This window comes from Candidatus Methanoperedens sp. (assembly GCA_027460535.1).
In the GTDB taxonomy this organism is placed as follows: domain Archaea; phylum Halobacteriota; class Methanosarcinia; order Methanosarcinales; family Methanoperedenaceae; genus Methanoperedens.
In genome coordinates this window covers 152,240-166,578 of record JAPZAR010000027.1, presented here as the reverse complement: position 1 = coordinate 166,578, position 14,339 = coordinate 152,240, and the positions used below count along the sequence as shown (strand labels likewise).

Genomic DNA, 14,339 nt, shown 5'->3' with positions numbered 1-14,339 from the left:
ATATTTCTAAGGGCTCTTCTTCTGTTCCTGCTGCATCAACCTGTTAATTCCCTCGAGAACTGCCTCCACGGAAGCCATTATTATATCAGTCCGTGCGCCGCGGGCTGTTATCGTCTTTCCGCCTTTGCTGAGCTTCACCCAGACCTCGACAAGGGCGTCTGTTCCGCCCGTTATTGCATCAACATGGTACTCATCAAGATGGATATCTGCCACGCCCGATACGGCTTTATACAGGGCGTTGATGGCGGCATCAACCGGTCCAGTTCCAACGCCAGCTTCCACCACATGCTTGCCGTTGACGCTGAGGCGAATGGATGCAGTCGGCATAACTGTATTTCCCGAAACGACCGTGAGCTCTTCAAGCTTGACCTTGGCTTCCTGGTATATGCCAAGCACCGTTTCCGCAATGGTCTGGAGGTCTGCATCCGTGACGCGCTTTCCTTTGTCACCCAGTTCCTTCATTCGATCCACTATGTCATCGATCTGCTTTTCGGTAGCAGCTATGCCCATTTCTTTCATTGCAAGCACGACCGAACTTTTTCCCGCATGCTTGCCGAGCACGATGCGCCTCTCGCGCCCAACAAGTTCGGGCGTGATGGGTTCGTATGTAGCTGTGTTCGCAAGAAGGCCGTGTACATGTATGCCTGCTTCATGGGTGAAAGCGTTCCCGCCCACGATGGCCTTATTCGGGGCCACGGGGATGCCGCTCAACCTGCTCACGAGGCGTGAGGTGGTGTAAAGTCCTTTCAGGTCGATTTTGGTTTTGTATCTGTATAAGGAATAAAGCACCATGACAACTTCTTCAAGCGATGTGTTCCCTGCCCGCTCGCCGATACCGTTTATGGTGACGTGCGCTTCATGCGCGCCTGCCCGGAGCGCTGCGACCGTATTCGCCGTTGCCATCCCGAAATCATTGTGGCAGTGGATACTTATGGGGGCTTTGAGCAGCGACAGGTCACTGAAGATCTCATAAGTTCTCTCCGGGACAAGTATACCTACGGTATCACAGAAACACAGCCTGTCCGCGCCTGCATCAATTCCTGCATTGTAAACGGTCTTTAAGTAATCAAGGTCTGCGCGGGATGCATCTTCTCCGCTGAGTTCGACAATCAATCCGTGCGATTTTGCGTACTCCGTCATCTCAACGGCCATTTCTCTTACGGCCTCACGATCCTTTTTGAGTTTCTGCTGGATATGGAGGTCGGATACTGGCACCACAAGATGAATGGAATCCACGTCGCAGCCGAGGGCGCTGTCGATGTCTTCCTTACGGATACGGCAATAGCTGCATATCTCGGCGTTCAGGCCTTCACCTGCTATTTTCTTGATAGAGGCCCTTTCGCCTTCCGAGGTGATCGCAGAACCGGCCTCAATGATATCCACTCCAATGCTGTCAATTTTTCTTGCTATCAGTAACTTGTTCTCGGTCGTGAGCGAAACGCCTGGTGTCTGTTCCCCATCTCTCAGGGTCGTATCCAGGATTCTTATATCGTTAAATAAAGCGATCCCTTCTGTTCATTTGTATCACCGGATTCAGTGTGAGCTTTTCAAATACGCTTCTTATTAGAAAAACCTATCCACAATCTCGACCGCCCTGGCAACAAGTTTGACGGCGTTCTCAAGGTCGCTCATGCTCATAACTGATACGGGTGTGTGGATATACCGCGATGGCGGGCTTATTATGCCTGTGGGTATCCCTTCCTTGGTGAGATGTATCGCGGATGCGTCCGTGGTTCCGCCGCTTCCCACTTCAAGCTGGTAGGGGATGCCGTTTGACTCTGCCGCTTCCTTAAGCCATTTCAACACAGGCTCGGGAACGATGATGCCCCGGCCGTCGGCATCACTTACAGTAACCGCAGGTCCTTTTCCCATCTCGGTGGATGCCTCTTTCTTTTCTATGCCCGGATGGTCGCCTGTTATGGTGACATCGGTGGCCAGTGCAACGTCGGGATTCAATCCGAAGGCACTTGTCTTTGCCCCCTTCAATCCCACCTCTTCCTGAACTGTAAATACGGCATGGATAGTCGCTTTAACGTCCTTCATCTCTGCAAGAGCCCCGATGAGCATCGCGCAGCCTGCACGGTTGTCAAAAGCTTTGCCGGTGACCCTGTCGTTGCCGAGCGATTTGAACTCAGCATCCGAGGTGGCGGGAGTCCCGATCTTCACGCCAATCCTGTCTGCTTCCTCTTTGCTCGTTGCCCCAAAGTCGATGAACATGTCCTCGGCTTTTATCACCTTGTTCTTATCTTCTTCTTTAATGGCATGAGGAGGCTTTGAGCCGAGCACGCCGTAAACCGGGCCGTTCTCTGTGTGCAGTATCATCCTCTGGTTAAGGAGCGTCTGGTCGAACCATCCGCCCGTCTTTGTAAAGCGCGCAAAACCTTTCTCGTCCACGTATTTTATCATGAGGCCTATCTCATCCATGTGCGCAGCGAGCATGACAACGGGAGAGCCGCCGTGTTTTGTAGCGATCAGGTTACCCATCCTGTCCGTCCTGATCTCATCAACATAAGCTCTTACTTCTTCTTCAATGATCTGCCTCACGTTTCCCTCATATCCGGAAACCCCGTGAGCATTCGATAATCGTTCCAAAAGGTCTTTCAGGTCACTCATATTATTACCCCTGTCCTGATTGTCGGGGAGAGTAATTAAAGTATTGGAAAATCAGGTCTTCCGGGAAAGAAAAATCCCTGCATCCGCTGTTGGCGATAAAGCGATCATTTACAGCATTTCTCTTTCCAGTCTTTACCGAACTTGATGCCCCAGGAGGCCCACATCGCTCCAAGAATCGCTACTCCCACAAGCAATGCGACAAGGATAATGGCTATGTTTTGGGTAAGGCTGAATGATGAAGAGAAAAACGTTATGTAAAGAATAGCGAAGATCAGCCAGCCGAAGAAAATGATTATAGATACTGAGACTCTTAAGGCAAGCCCGGATGGGATCGCCCGTTCAACATCCTTGTTCTCACTTTCCACTTCCAAAATGGTTCCGTAGATCGAATCAATCATATGTCCACACTCCATTAAGCAAACATATTCCTGATAGTTAATAAAATTAACTTCAATGCATTGGAGAGATGTTCAAGAGTTATTTCAAAAGCAGGTGTCACCTGAGGAGGAGCTGGAATTATGTTGCGCGCATACTTTTATAAATCATGAACAATTAAAGTCCGGCGCTTTAGCGAAAAACGAACCGCAGATGAAGGCGCCCAGAGTCGCGAGCCTCCCGAGTCACGCCTCGGGAGGGCGTATCCGCATATGGCGTTGCCATATGCGTATGCTGAGTCGAGAACCCGCAGGGTTTCGGAGCGGTGCATTCACGTATGGCTTCGCCATACGTGTCACACAACGCAGATTTGTTGTGCCGGGTCTGTAAAGGAGCAACACGGCCTCGCTGCCGGCTGCGCCAGTGGAGGCGCGCGGAGGGGGCTGGGGTTTGGTGAGAGAGGGGCGCAGGAAGTTAGCATGGACATCACCGCAAAGAACGCAAAGATCGCAAAGATTGATGGATTAATTTTATATTGACTAATTTATTAATCTGCGGCGCTTCCGCAAAAAACGAACCGCAGATGAAGGCGCCCAGAGTCGCGCCTCTGGAGGGCGCACACACGTATTGCTTCGCAATACGTGGATATTGCTGTAGATATTGCCGGGCATGACGCGGATGAACGCAGATTTGTTGTGCCGGGTCTGTACCGGTGTAGAACGGGCTCGCTGCCGGCTGTGCTGGATAGAGCGTTCAAGAGGGAGTTATAATTAAATGAATGAAATAAGGAAAAGCAGTATATAATAAGAAGGTTTAATAACTTTGAAATGTAGTATAATTTCAAAAACATGAATTATTGTACTATTGATATAATTCAAGGCCCATATTGATCATGAAACTAAATATTCAACTAACGGATTCAGAAAATAAATTAGAAGCGATATTAGAAAAGAGCAGCATTGATGAAACATTATGGACTGGCTTTGTTGAAGGATTTAGCGATGATGAATACAGAATATCCATCAAGCTTGACAAAAACAATCAAATTAATTCAATCAAAAAAGGAGACAAAATAGCGAGTTCTCATAACGAATTAAAGGAAGAATTTCGGCGAAATTTAATTGCAATTGCAGAAAATAAATTAGAGAGTGAAATTGCAGGGATTGAAGATACGTTAGAAGAGGCAGATGTCGATCAAGAACCGCAGCCTTATGATCCAGAATTGATCAGGGTTGAAACTAAATCAATGTCTATAAGTTATGTTTTTGAAATGATGACAGGCAGACAAAAAGATTTAGATTTATCTCCTGATTTTCAAAGGAACTTTGTTTGGACTGATATTACTAGAAAATCTAGGTTAATTGAATCAATTTTATTAAGAATTCCGCTCCCTGTATTTTATTTATCACAGGATCAAAAAGGAATGTTGCAGGTGGTTGATGGCGTACAAAGACTTACAGTAATTAAAGATTATTTAAATAATGAATTTAAATTAAAAAATTTGGAATATTTAGAAGATTGTAGCGGGTGTTTTTTTGAGAAAGAAGGGGCAAAAAGCTTGGATCCAAAATATCTTAGAAGAATAAAACAAACACAATTAATTTTCAATATAATTGACCCTCAGACACCTCCAAAAGTCAAATTTGAAATCTTCAAACGTATCAATACAGGTGGTAAACCGCTGAACAATCAAGAAGTTCGTAACTGTTTGGCTAATTATCGCGTGAGAAATATGTTGAAAGATCTCTCCAATTCTAAGGAATTTTTGAAAACTACTGGTGAAAGTATTAGTAAGATTAGGATGGCAGATCAAGAACTAGTAATGAGATTCATTGGATTTTATTATCTTAAGGAACTAGGAAATGAAAATCTAAAATATAAAGGAGATATGGACCAATTTCTCGATGATACTCTAGAATTGTTGAATAAAGGAGAAAGTGAATTAACATTAAACGGAATAAAAAGTGCGTTCTTAAATGCAATGAATATTACTTACTACCTTTTTGGAGACTACTCTTTTAGAAAATGTAAATCCGAACATCTTAAACCTGAAGCGCGAAAACAATTAATCAATAAGTCATTATTTACAACTCTATCGATATTATTATATAATTATGATTTTAATGAAATTACAAAAAAGAATAATCAAGGATGCCTTATACAACCATTTGCTATACAATTGGACTCTAATCAAAGTTTCAATGATGCTATTACTGTCGGTACAAACGATCGGAAAAAAATTGATTTGACCTTTAGTATTGTAAAAAAAATTATCGATGATAATTTGAAGGTTAGTTATGATTAAAAATATAACTATAAACAATTTTAAGTGCTTCTTAGACTCATCAATCAATCTAAATAGGCTAACTATACTAGCTGGATCAAATGCTGTGGGAAAATCGTCATTGATACAAGCACTTCTAATTGTTAGGCAAACGATTGATAAATTAATGTCAGAATATAAATACCTAAAGGATTACCCTGAAATTGACATTCAATTGAATCATGAATATTTTCTGAATTTAGGAGATACCTCACAAGTACTTTCTTCAAATGCAACCTCAGAAGATATAACTTTTATCATAAATGATAAAACTCCATCAAGAGCCTCATTTAAATATTCAATGTCAAAAAAAAGTCCAGAATTAGTGTTAAAATTTCAAAGGGTTGGAATAGTTGTCGATCGAAATGAAGCAGTATCAATTTATCAGAATGAGTTTCATTATCTTAATGCAGAGCGCTTGGGACCAAGAGTCAGACAAGATATCGTCAATCAAAAATTTTCAAATACTGGATTTCAAGGAGAGTATACAGGGTATACCATAGAAAAAAATAATGAATATAAAATTAATGAGAAAAGAAGATTTGATGACGTTGAATTAACAGTCCCTAACCTAAATAAACAGGTTGAATATTGGCTAAATTACATTATTCCGGGTATCGAAATCAATACTACTCTATATCAACAAATTAACATGGTGGGTTATTATTTACGAAGAACTTATTCAGATACTAAACCTTTAAATCCCAACAATGTAGGCTTTGGCATTTCATATGTTCTCCCAATTATAGTAAGCGGATTAATCGCTGAGGAGGGGTGCCTTTTAATTGTAGAAAATCCGGAGGCACACCTGCATCCAAGCGGTCAATCCAGGATCGGTCAGTTTTTAGCGCAGATAGCTTCATCGGGTGTTCAGGTAATAGTAGAAACACATAGCGAACATGTGATTAATGGAATACGAATAGCTACCTTAAAAAAATTAATTTCAAATGATTTAGTTTCCATAAACTTTTTTAGCCTTGATAAAAAATCCAAAAACCCAAATATTCAACATATTACTTTGGATGAGAATGCTGAATTGTCGAATTGGCCTTATGGATTCTTTGATCAAGAAGAAAAAGATTTGGCAGATATATTTGAAGGTAGAAGGAAATGAGGGCTGATTTATTTTTATTCAACTCATCTTTTACTTATAAAGACGGTATCACTCTAGATAATTTGATTACTCAAATTAAAGAACTTAATAACACAATAAAATACATAAAAGAACATAATTCCAAATTCAAGATAAATGAAGATTGTATATACAAAAATGATAGTATATATTATCTTGAGATTTACCAAAATTATACAATTTCTAATTTTTTATTTACTCCTGAAATATCCATTAACATTCCCCACGATATAAAAAAGACTTTTATGATTCTTCTTGATCGTGCAAATACGCGTAACTTGAATGAACAAGAAGTAGTTGATCTCGTAAAATCAAATAGCGGAAGTAATTTAAATGGTTTACTTATCTTGCATTCAATTAATCTTGATGAACATGAAATCGATTCCACGGTTATCATTAAAACAAAAGAACAATGGTATAAATTTCATAGGTATTTTTTGGCAAAAAATCCTATAGATGAACTGAACTTCTATAATGAAGCAAGAAAATATTTTACACAGATAAACTTTCATCCTCATGTAGAAATCTCACTTGGGAGATTAGAAGGGGGTTTGGAAAGGTTCGCTGGTTCGATAATTTATAATCTAGCTCAACTTAATGATAAATTCAAATCATATCGCAATAAATACGATCTTGTTGAAACTCTAAGACGATTTTCCTCTGAGTGCAATGTTGATGCCTCACTTGAGGGTAATGCAGACAAGAAGCCAGCGTTGACTTTTGTATTTACTGATGATAATTCAAACCCAGTTCAGGTTTGTTGTGAACCACACCTCAAACTTAGTAAAAGCGACTCAACAGGTGACACGCATTTTTATTATAATAGAATTTATTTTCATGAGGGAAAGCCTAACATAGATAAGGGCAAAATCTTGGTTGCTCATATAGGAAACCATCTTTAATTATAGATAAGTGGTTCCTATTATCATCGAATACTTCGATGCACTGCAAACAAGATGGACGCGCTCAGGCGCCTCCAGGAAGAAACCGGCGCCGAACTGGATGCGCTGCTGCCGGCTGTGCTGGACAGGGCGTTTAAGGGGGAGTTGTGAAATATTTCATACATATATTTTCCGGCAATTATTCCATTTATACGTCACTCGATTCTTCAATGAACGTATCAACTACCCTGACAGCATCACGTGCTTCATCCAGAGAAACATGAGGTTTGAGCTTATGGATACATTGTGCCCTGGATTCAATACTATTGTCCGTATTTATTTCACGAGTCACATAAAGCGCTGTAGCTAAACGTTCAAGCTCTGTAACACCTTTATCTCCAAGTTTATTTGCAACGAATTTCACCATTGGATTGTACTTTTTCAAAGTTTTTGGATAACGCTTTTTTATTAATTTGCTACCAATGCTATGAATAAAGCTGGGGCCATAAGGTGGTGGTTGGGGTTGTAACTTGAGGATCGCATCTGCCCGCATGGCTGTTAGCTCATCGCTCAGATCAAATGAATACGGACCGTGTTTATACAGAACAAAATCAAATTCTAGAGGAACCCTAAGCAGTTCCTGAATGAAATATGTTGCCTTTTGAATGTGGGTTTCTCCGCACCAGCTTCCTTTTGCCCTGAGATTTTCTATTAACGATAATATAACAGCATCACGCTGTAATCTTTTCATATTTTTTCGCCCTCCTTCTTTGTAATTATAGCTTCACGCTTTTCTTTTAACCATTTTTCAGCCTCTTTTCGATAATCAGGATTGATAAAGACATAATCTACTGCGACGATGGGAACAGTCTTTAATACCTCCGACATTGCCAGGGATGATGATATGCGGCCATCTATAGAGAGCAGTACGGGAAAGTTAAGACCACTACCCTTTTGCTTGTAGGTATCATATCTCACATTTGCCTCACCGAACTTTTTGCATGCCTCGTCGAAGATTAATTTGCCAGCTTCGGGATTTTTTACGATATCATTAGGGTTCCTCTGATATAACAATCTGAAATGCTCTCGATTAATTATACGTCGCGCTGGATCATGTCCTGGATGTTTTTCGTCTCTGGCTGCCTTAAATAACTCTACTGATATTTCGTTGTCTGTCATCCGTAGATGTTCCTCGATCTCGATGGGTAAGTATCCGTTGGGGAACCATTTCTTGAGGAAGTCTCTCAAATGAATATCATAGATCCGCCTGACATGATGGTAGTATAGTTGTGTATACATAAAGTATCTTGCCAGTACCAGTGCTTCCGCTGAGTGCAAACCGCCTTCTTCTATGCCAAGGGCGGGTTCTGCAGAACCATCCTCTTCTTTGGGTAGAATACGCATAGTATCAATAAGTCGGTAATGATCGAACTTTCCGTAAGCTACTCCCACATGGTGAGAATCTCGTATCAAGTAGTCCATTCGGTCAACCCCAAAAGCATCGCCCACGATTATTTCAGAAAGAATTGCCTCCCAATCCGTGAAAGAAGAATCCTTATATTTCTTGGGACCTACGGCAAGTTTTGCAACATCATCTGATTGTATCTTGATCTCCTTCCAAATAGATTCCAGTTCCTCGCTTCTGATAATCTCTAAAGTGAGACGTTCATGATCCCAACCATCAGGAAGCAGATATTCTTCGGCTGTATGGGAAAACGGCAAGTGCCCGATATCATGACATAGAGCCGCCATGCGAAGAACCCGGCGCCAATATGTATGTTCATATGAATTGTGTGCAGGTACGACACTTCTAACGGATTCATGGAATATATTGGATGGCTCAGTTACAGTATCATAGACCCGTCCAGCCAATTCCATAACACCCAGCGAGTGTTCAAACCTTCTATGGGTTGCCCCTGGATATAGAAGATACGTTAAACCAAGCTGATGAATATATCGGAGGCGCTGGAATGGACGAGAATTAAGTACCTTCCTCTCATCCGAATCGAGGCGAATGAAAACGTGCAGTGGATCGCGGATTTCATGCATGTGTTTTGCCATCAGTTCTTTGCCTCCATAACAACTATGAGCCGGTGAACCGCGCTGAGACACTCCTCAAATAGCGAGCCATATTTCGATTTGATGAATGTACTGAGGGGTGTATCTGAGGGCATGATTATGGGTTATTTTGCATATGTCTATGTTAGCTTGTTATTATATTCTTGGAGAGGGATGTGAAAGTATTCACAGTGCGGATGAAATATTGTAATCAGCGGATGTACTTTGATCCTGCCGCTCGCCGGCGGTGTTGTCATTTTTGTCATCTCTGTCGCTTTGTTTAGTCTATGAATATTTTGCTCTCCTGGTGTGCATTGCGGAGTTAATCTTCTCATCGCAGAGAACGCAAAGGTCGCAAAGACAACGAATTTCGGAATGTGCGCATATAGCAAGTTTGCGCAACGATGGTGTGCCGGAGCTTCCACAAAAAACGAACCGTGGATGAACGCAGATTTATTGTGCCGGGTCTGCACATGACCTGCGCGGGGCAGGCTCGCTGTCGGCGCAGGAACAAGGTTGCACCAGTTATTTATAAATATATGGAGATTAATGTCCGACGCTTCTGGTAAAATGGCATGAATTTTACTATCCATAAAAATATTAACTTTCATATATCCTTGATATAAATAACTCATTATTTTTTTCATCATCTTCCAAATTAAAATCCAATACATTTTCTTTATCATTTTTAACTGTAACATTTTTTTGGTACACTGAATCTAGTAAGTATATGTGATTTACTCTCACAGTTACATTGTATTTTTGATATCCAAGTTTAAAAGAAGCAGTTCCCTCATTTCCCGTTGATTTTAGGAGCACTGGAATTGGTTTTTTATATCTGTCACTTCTACTTTCCATCAAATATGGATTCTGAATCATAACTTGTGCGTTGCTAACTGGCTTCCCATTATCAAGAACAACAATAGTTAAATTGCCTCTTTTGATATATTCATCGGACGCATCTATTTTGTTGCCTTGCGGATCTATCGCCTCTAGGTACGAGAATTTCACACTCATAATCTTTTCAAATTCTCTTTTATGACTTCCGATTACATAGTTTTGGGAAGGATCTACAGCGATTCTGTAACCATCGTGCATGTATTCGGCCCAAGCATGATCTTCTCCAGGTGCAGTGATTAACCTTGATTCTATACCCGCTTTGTTCATCATAGTAACAAAAACTCGTGCATATTCTTCACAGTTTGCCAATCTCGAGTAGATTATCCAAGAAACGGGAGCCGGTCGAGCTCCAAACAATCTATAATCTCCATTTACATTGAAGATTCCAAATTTCTGCGCGGTAGAGTTTGGATTATAGAGTGAATATGGATTGTAAAAGTATTGTTTTTCCCATCCCATTATTGCTAAAGCTTTCTTATCTGGGTCGGTAGTATTCGCTATGTATCTTGCCATAGCATGATTAATAACTTCTTCGCCATAAATAAGATCAAAGAAAGTGGGAACCCAAGCAGATGTAATCAGGTATATTGAGAGCGAAAACAATAAAGCATATTTGAAAACCTTTAAAAATTTTATGACAACTTGCTCTTGAATTTTTTCATTTTTCATTCTTTTTATTCTTTCTTTCTATGTATATCTTAAGTTCGTATAAAGGAACTGATTAGAGTTAAATATATTATTTTGAATAGCTTCTATATTCTGATTAACCTGAAGAATATTTTGATTTATTGTGACTATGTTATCTCGAATTTCGTTAACATTTTTATTGGAGGTGTTCGGTGATTCATTTTCATATAGATTTTGATAATACTGCGTCTGATTTTTGTAATAATCTGTCAGGCTCTGCAAATTATTGACTTGGGTTGTTAGATCTGTATAGGACGGAGAAGAACCTGACTGTGTTACAACAGGTGTGGACGGTGGGGCACTACCTATACTTCTTGTAGTCAGTAGAGTAAAACCGTACAGACTAAGAAGAATAAAAACCGAAACTAACCGGATGGCTCTATGTCGGCGGATATTCATCTTACCTCTCCCTTACGCGCATCTTGTGTGTCATGGGTTCTGGCGGTATACATGCAGGCGTAACTGTTCTTCCATTGTTTCTTTTTAGCGATTGACTTTTGCTCATGTTTCGGTCCTCATTCTTGCAAAGACCAATTTGACGGAACCGTCCAGTTGCATTATTTGTGGCAAGGATTGCAATTAATTTGTCAATCCACTTCATCATCACATCCCTCCCACCCCGTATCTCTTCCTGTCCTTCAGCTCCTGCTTCTTTCCCTCATTCCATCCAGAAACAGCCTGTATATACCCAGTAACACGACTAAGATGCTCCACATTCTCACTCTCGCAATTGGGGCATTCCTCCAACAAACCGGAAGCAACATGGAAATCATCCATGCACACCGTCATGTCCTTCGTGAATGCAAAATAACCCACCTGCGTGTTCTTGGCTATGTTCATGGCGAACTCCTTGAGCCCGTGGGGGTCTGGCGCAGCTTCTCCTAACCAGATGTGCAGTATGTTGCCCCCGTCCACTATGGGGAAGAAGGTCTCCTCAAGCTTGATGCGCTGGGGGAGCGACACATCGGCGCCCGGGGGCACGTGCGTACCGTTGGTGTAATACACCGGGAGGTCGCGCGTCTCATGTATGCGTGCCAGGGCCTCGGGTACGTTGCCTTTGATTATGGGCTCTGCGCATTTCCTGTATTCCTTGTGCAGCAGATCCGACACTGCAAAGCGCTGCGCTGTTGTCTCGGCAGGTGTTCTTGCGAGGGCTATCTCCATACCGTGCTTCTGTGAGAGTTCCTTCGCGTAAAACTTCATCTCGAACATCGCCCTGATGGCGAGTCGGCGCGCATCATCGCTCTCATAGATCTGCTTGCCCGTATGGTACTGCACCATCTCGTTGATCCCGACAACGCCTATGGTGTACACGAGCCCCTTCATATCCACGGCGATCTCGCCCTTGCCCATGGTTATCGGGTCCTTGGGTCTCTGCGTGGCAAAGGGCATCCTGTTGTTCTTGATTATGATGTCCATCCACTTTCGCTTCACCTTGAAGAGTTCAATGCTCAGGTCCATCAGATTCTTGAGCTCCCCGAAGAGCGCATCATCGTCCTTCTGCGCCTTGTAAGCAGCGCGCGGGCAGTTAACCGAAACGACCTGCCAGGCGCCCATCGAGAAATGCTTTCCGTCCCTGAAATACAGCTTGTCCTCGAACTCCGAGTCCTTTTCGCTGGAAGAAGAGAAGTTATAGGCGCAGCACTGGTAGCAGCTTATGCCCTTCCCAGCGCCGCGGTACTCGGGCAGCTGGTTATCAAAATACGGCGCTCCGTACTTGGCAGCAAGCTCGAACGCCTTGGTATAGAGTTCGTCGTAGCTCAGAAGCTCTGGATGCATGCGGTTGTATTCCTCGTCCTCGACCATGAAGTCGGGTTCTATGCTTATCTCGGGTTTGGGGAAGTTGAAGGGTTTCCCCCAGTAATCTCCTTTCAGCATCACGTTCATCAATGCCTCAAAGCTCAGGCGCACCTCGCGCTCGAACTCGCCGTATGTGCGCAGAGGTGCCTGCTTGCCGTCAAAGACCTTCCCTTTGTAAACCACAGGTTTGTCGCGCCACAATCCGGGGACGCCGGGGGAGAGCTGGACGGAGGAAAAGACCAGCTGTCCGCCCCGGGCCACCATCATCTGTGTCATTTCATAAACGAACATCTGCATGAGCTGCTCTATCTCGCCGTAGGTCATGCCCTCAAAATAAGGTGCAATGAAAGTGAGGAAATTATAGAATCCCTGGCCGCCCGCGAAATTTGTCTGCGCGCTGCCAAGAGCCTTCACTGCATGCAGTATGGCAACCTCGGCTTTTTTAGCGGGTCCAGCCACGCTTGCTTTTGTTCCGCTGCCATCGGGCATGAGACCGTAGTAGAAGAAGTATCGAAGGTCCCAGTCCTGGCAGAAGGCGCGTGTTCCGAGGTATTCCAGGTCGTGGATGTGAATATCGCCGTTAAGATGCGCATCCGCAAGTTTCGGCGGCACCATGAGAAGGTACTGCTCTTTGCTCATCTTATCCGCTTTCTTTTTATGGGAGGTTTCGGCGTTCTCCTGCAGGTTGGCATTATCGTTTTTCTCAAAACCCGTGCCCATGTCTATCTTATAGGCATCGTAAACCGGTGTGCCAACCCTCGTTGAGATATTCCGCCATTCAGTGTGACCGCGTTCAAGAAGTATTATATTGACCAGTTCACGCACAAGCGGGCCTGACAGGAATTTTACGCCCATATCTTTTATTCGTTTCTCAGTTTCCTTCGCTATTTCCCTGGCTTCCTCTTCTGTGATGGATGCTTTTCCGTGGAACTGCTCGCTCAGCTTTGTTTCTTTCAAAAGCTGTTTGATTATGGTGTTCCTGTCCCAGTCCATCAGGTGTCCGTCCGTTGTCCTGACTTTGGGTATTACGGAGACAGAATAGCCTCCAAGCGTTTTCTGGATGGTCTGGATATCTCTTGCCGCCCTGTTTCTCCCCTGGCTTTCGAGAGACTGGCGCGCCTCTTTCAACGCGTACGCCAGCTCTTCCTTATTTTCTTCTATGAGATTCGATGCTTGAACCTCGATATATTTACCCATCTGACATTCCTCCTTTTTAATGTCTACCGTGCTTACCGGAAAATGTTTGACTAAGTTTTAAGGAGTGTTTCCAGCTTGCTCTGGTCGATCCTGTCCTGGCTGAATAGATCACCGGTCGTATAGAACTTATTACCTATCTGGAGCACCGGCGCAGCCATCGTGAATACGCCGTTGATCCGAAGTTCAGTGAGCGCTGCGGGTGTAGCCATGTCTACCTCTTTGTATTGTATGTTCTTTTTTTCAATAAATTGCTTTAGTACCCTGCAATTTGGACAATTTTTGGTAGAGTAGATCAGGATGTCTTGCATTGCTGCGTCTCCTAGTAAAAGAGAGAAGTGCATTTCAAGGCATATAATGGTTTTCCAAACCAAGT

General features: G+C 42.9%; 14 protein-coding genes. 4 read left to right on the top strand and 10 right to left on the bottom strand.

Annotated features, from left to right (window positions below; genetic code table 11):
• Positions 1 to 6: 6 nt before the first annotated feature.
• The 3 genes from O8C65_12210 to O8C65_12200 all read right to left on the bottom strand — a co-directional run bounded on the left by O8C65_12210 (position 7) and on the right by O8C65_12200 (position 3,011).
• Positions 7 to 1,506 carry a 2-isopropylmalate synthase gene (locus O8C65_12210; protein ID MCZ7357688.1) on the bottom strand — a complete coding sequence of 500 codons (1,500 nt, stop codon included), beginning with the start codon at positions 1,504 to 1,506 and terminating at the stop codon, positions 7 to 9.
• A 57-nt stretch (positions 1,507 to 1,563) separates the two neighbouring features.
• Entirely contained in the window at positions 1,564 to 2,613 is a 1,050-nt protein-coding gene (locus O8C65_12205) for a M42 family metallopeptidase (GenBank protein ID MCZ7357687.1), read from the bottom strand.
• 104 nt (positions 2,614 to 2,717) lie between these two features.
• Positions 2,718 to 3,011 (bottom strand): hypothetical protein, encoded by a 294-nt coding sequence (locus tag O8C65_12200; protein ID MCZ7357686.1) that lies wholly within the window; start codon positions 3,009 to 3,011, stop codon positions 2,718 to 2,720.
• A 249-nt stretch (positions 3,012 to 3,260) separates the two neighbouring features.
• Here O8C65_12200 and O8C65_12195 point away from each other — a divergent pair, with 249 nt between their 5' ends.
• Positions 3,261 to 3,527 carry a hypothetical protein gene (locus O8C65_12195; protein ID MCZ7357685.1) on the top strand — a complete coding sequence of 89 codons (267 nt, stop codon included), beginning with the start codon at positions 3,261 to 3,263 and terminating at the stop codon, positions 3,525 to 3,527.
• A gap of 8 nt (positions 3,528 to 3,535) precedes the next feature.
• Here the strand turns inward: O8C65_12195 and O8C65_12190 are convergent, their stop codons facing one another.
• The gene (locus O8C65_12190; GenBank protein MCZ7357684.1) at positions 3,536 to 3,745 is read right to left on the bottom strand and encodes a hypothetical protein; all 210 of its coding nucleotides are present in this window, start codon (positions 3,743 to 3,745) and stop codon (positions 3,536 to 3,538) included.
• Between the two features lie 135 nt (positions 3,746 to 3,880).
• Here O8C65_12190 and O8C65_12185 point away from each other — a divergent pair, with 135 nt between their 5' ends.
• From O8C65_12185 to O8C65_12175, 3 genes are read left to right on the top strand one after another with little or no spacing between them, the layout of a single operon-like run.
• Positions 3,881 to 5,293, top strand: a complete 1,413-nt coding sequence (locus O8C65_12185) for a DUF262 domain-containing protein (GenBank protein ID MCZ7357683.1) — start codon at positions 3,881 to 3,883, stop codon at positions 5,291 to 5,293.
• The gene (locus O8C65_12180) at positions 5,286 to 6,425 is read left to right on the top strand and encodes a DUF3696 domain-containing protein (protein ID MCZ7357682.1); all 1,140 of its coding nucleotides are present in this window, start codon (positions 5,286 to 5,288) and stop codon (positions 6,423 to 6,425) included. The genes O8C65_12185 and O8C65_12180 overlap by 8 nt, the downstream gene beginning before the upstream one ends.
• Positions 6,422 to 7,345, top strand: coding sequence for a hypothetical protein (locus tag O8C65_12175; protein MCZ7357681.1), 924 nt, complete (start codon positions 6,422 to 6,424; stop codon positions 7,343 to 7,345). The genes O8C65_12180 and O8C65_12175 overlap by 4 nt, the downstream gene beginning before the upstream one ends.
• 187 nt (positions 7,346 to 7,532) lie before the next feature.
• Here the strand turns inward: O8C65_12175 and O8C65_12170 are convergent, their stop codons facing one another.
• The 6 genes from O8C65_12170 to O8C65_12145 all read right to left on the bottom strand — a co-directional run bounded on the left by O8C65_12170 (position 7,533) and on the right by O8C65_12145 (position 14,274).
• Positions 7,533 to 8,075 carry a hypothetical protein gene (locus O8C65_12170; GenBank protein MCZ7357680.1) on the bottom strand — a complete coding sequence of 181 codons (543 nt, stop codon included), beginning with the start codon at positions 8,073 to 8,075 and terminating at the stop codon, positions 7,533 to 7,535.
• Positions 8,072 to 9,385: an HD domain-containing protein gene (locus tag O8C65_12165; GenBank protein ID MCZ7357679.1), complete on the bottom strand. Its 1,314-nt coding sequence runs from the start codon at positions 9,383 to 9,385 to the stop codon at positions 8,072 to 8,074. The genes O8C65_12170 and O8C65_12165 overlap by 4 nt, the downstream gene beginning before the upstream one ends.
• Before the next feature lie 137 nt (positions 9,386 to 9,522).
• Positions 9,523 to 9,993 carry a hypothetical protein gene (locus tag O8C65_12160; protein MCZ7357678.1) on the bottom strand — a complete coding sequence of 157 codons (471 nt, stop codon included), beginning with the start codon at positions 9,991 to 9,993 and terminating at the stop codon, positions 9,523 to 9,525.
• Entirely contained in the window at positions 9,983 to 10,951 is a 969-nt protein-coding gene (locus O8C65_12155; protein MCZ7357677.1) for a hypothetical protein, read from the bottom strand. The genes O8C65_12160 and O8C65_12155 overlap by 11 nt, the downstream gene beginning before the upstream one ends.
• Positions 10,952 to 11,572: 621 nt before the next feature.
• The gene (gene nrdD / locus O8C65_12150) at positions 11,573 to 13,966 is read right to left on the bottom strand and encodes an anaerobic ribonucleoside-triphosphate reductase (GenBank protein MCZ7357676.1); all 2,394 of its coding nucleotides are present in this window, start codon (positions 13,964 to 13,966) and stop codon (positions 11,573 to 11,575) included.
• 50 nt (positions 13,967 to 14,016) lie between these two features.
• Positions 14,017 to 14,274 carry a glutaredoxin family protein gene (locus O8C65_12145; GenBank protein ID MCZ7357675.1) on the bottom strand — a complete coding sequence of 86 codons (258 nt, stop codon included), beginning with the start codon at positions 14,272 to 14,274 and terminating at the stop codon, positions 14,017 to 14,019.
• Positions 14,275 to 14,339 lie beyond the last annotated feature (65 nt).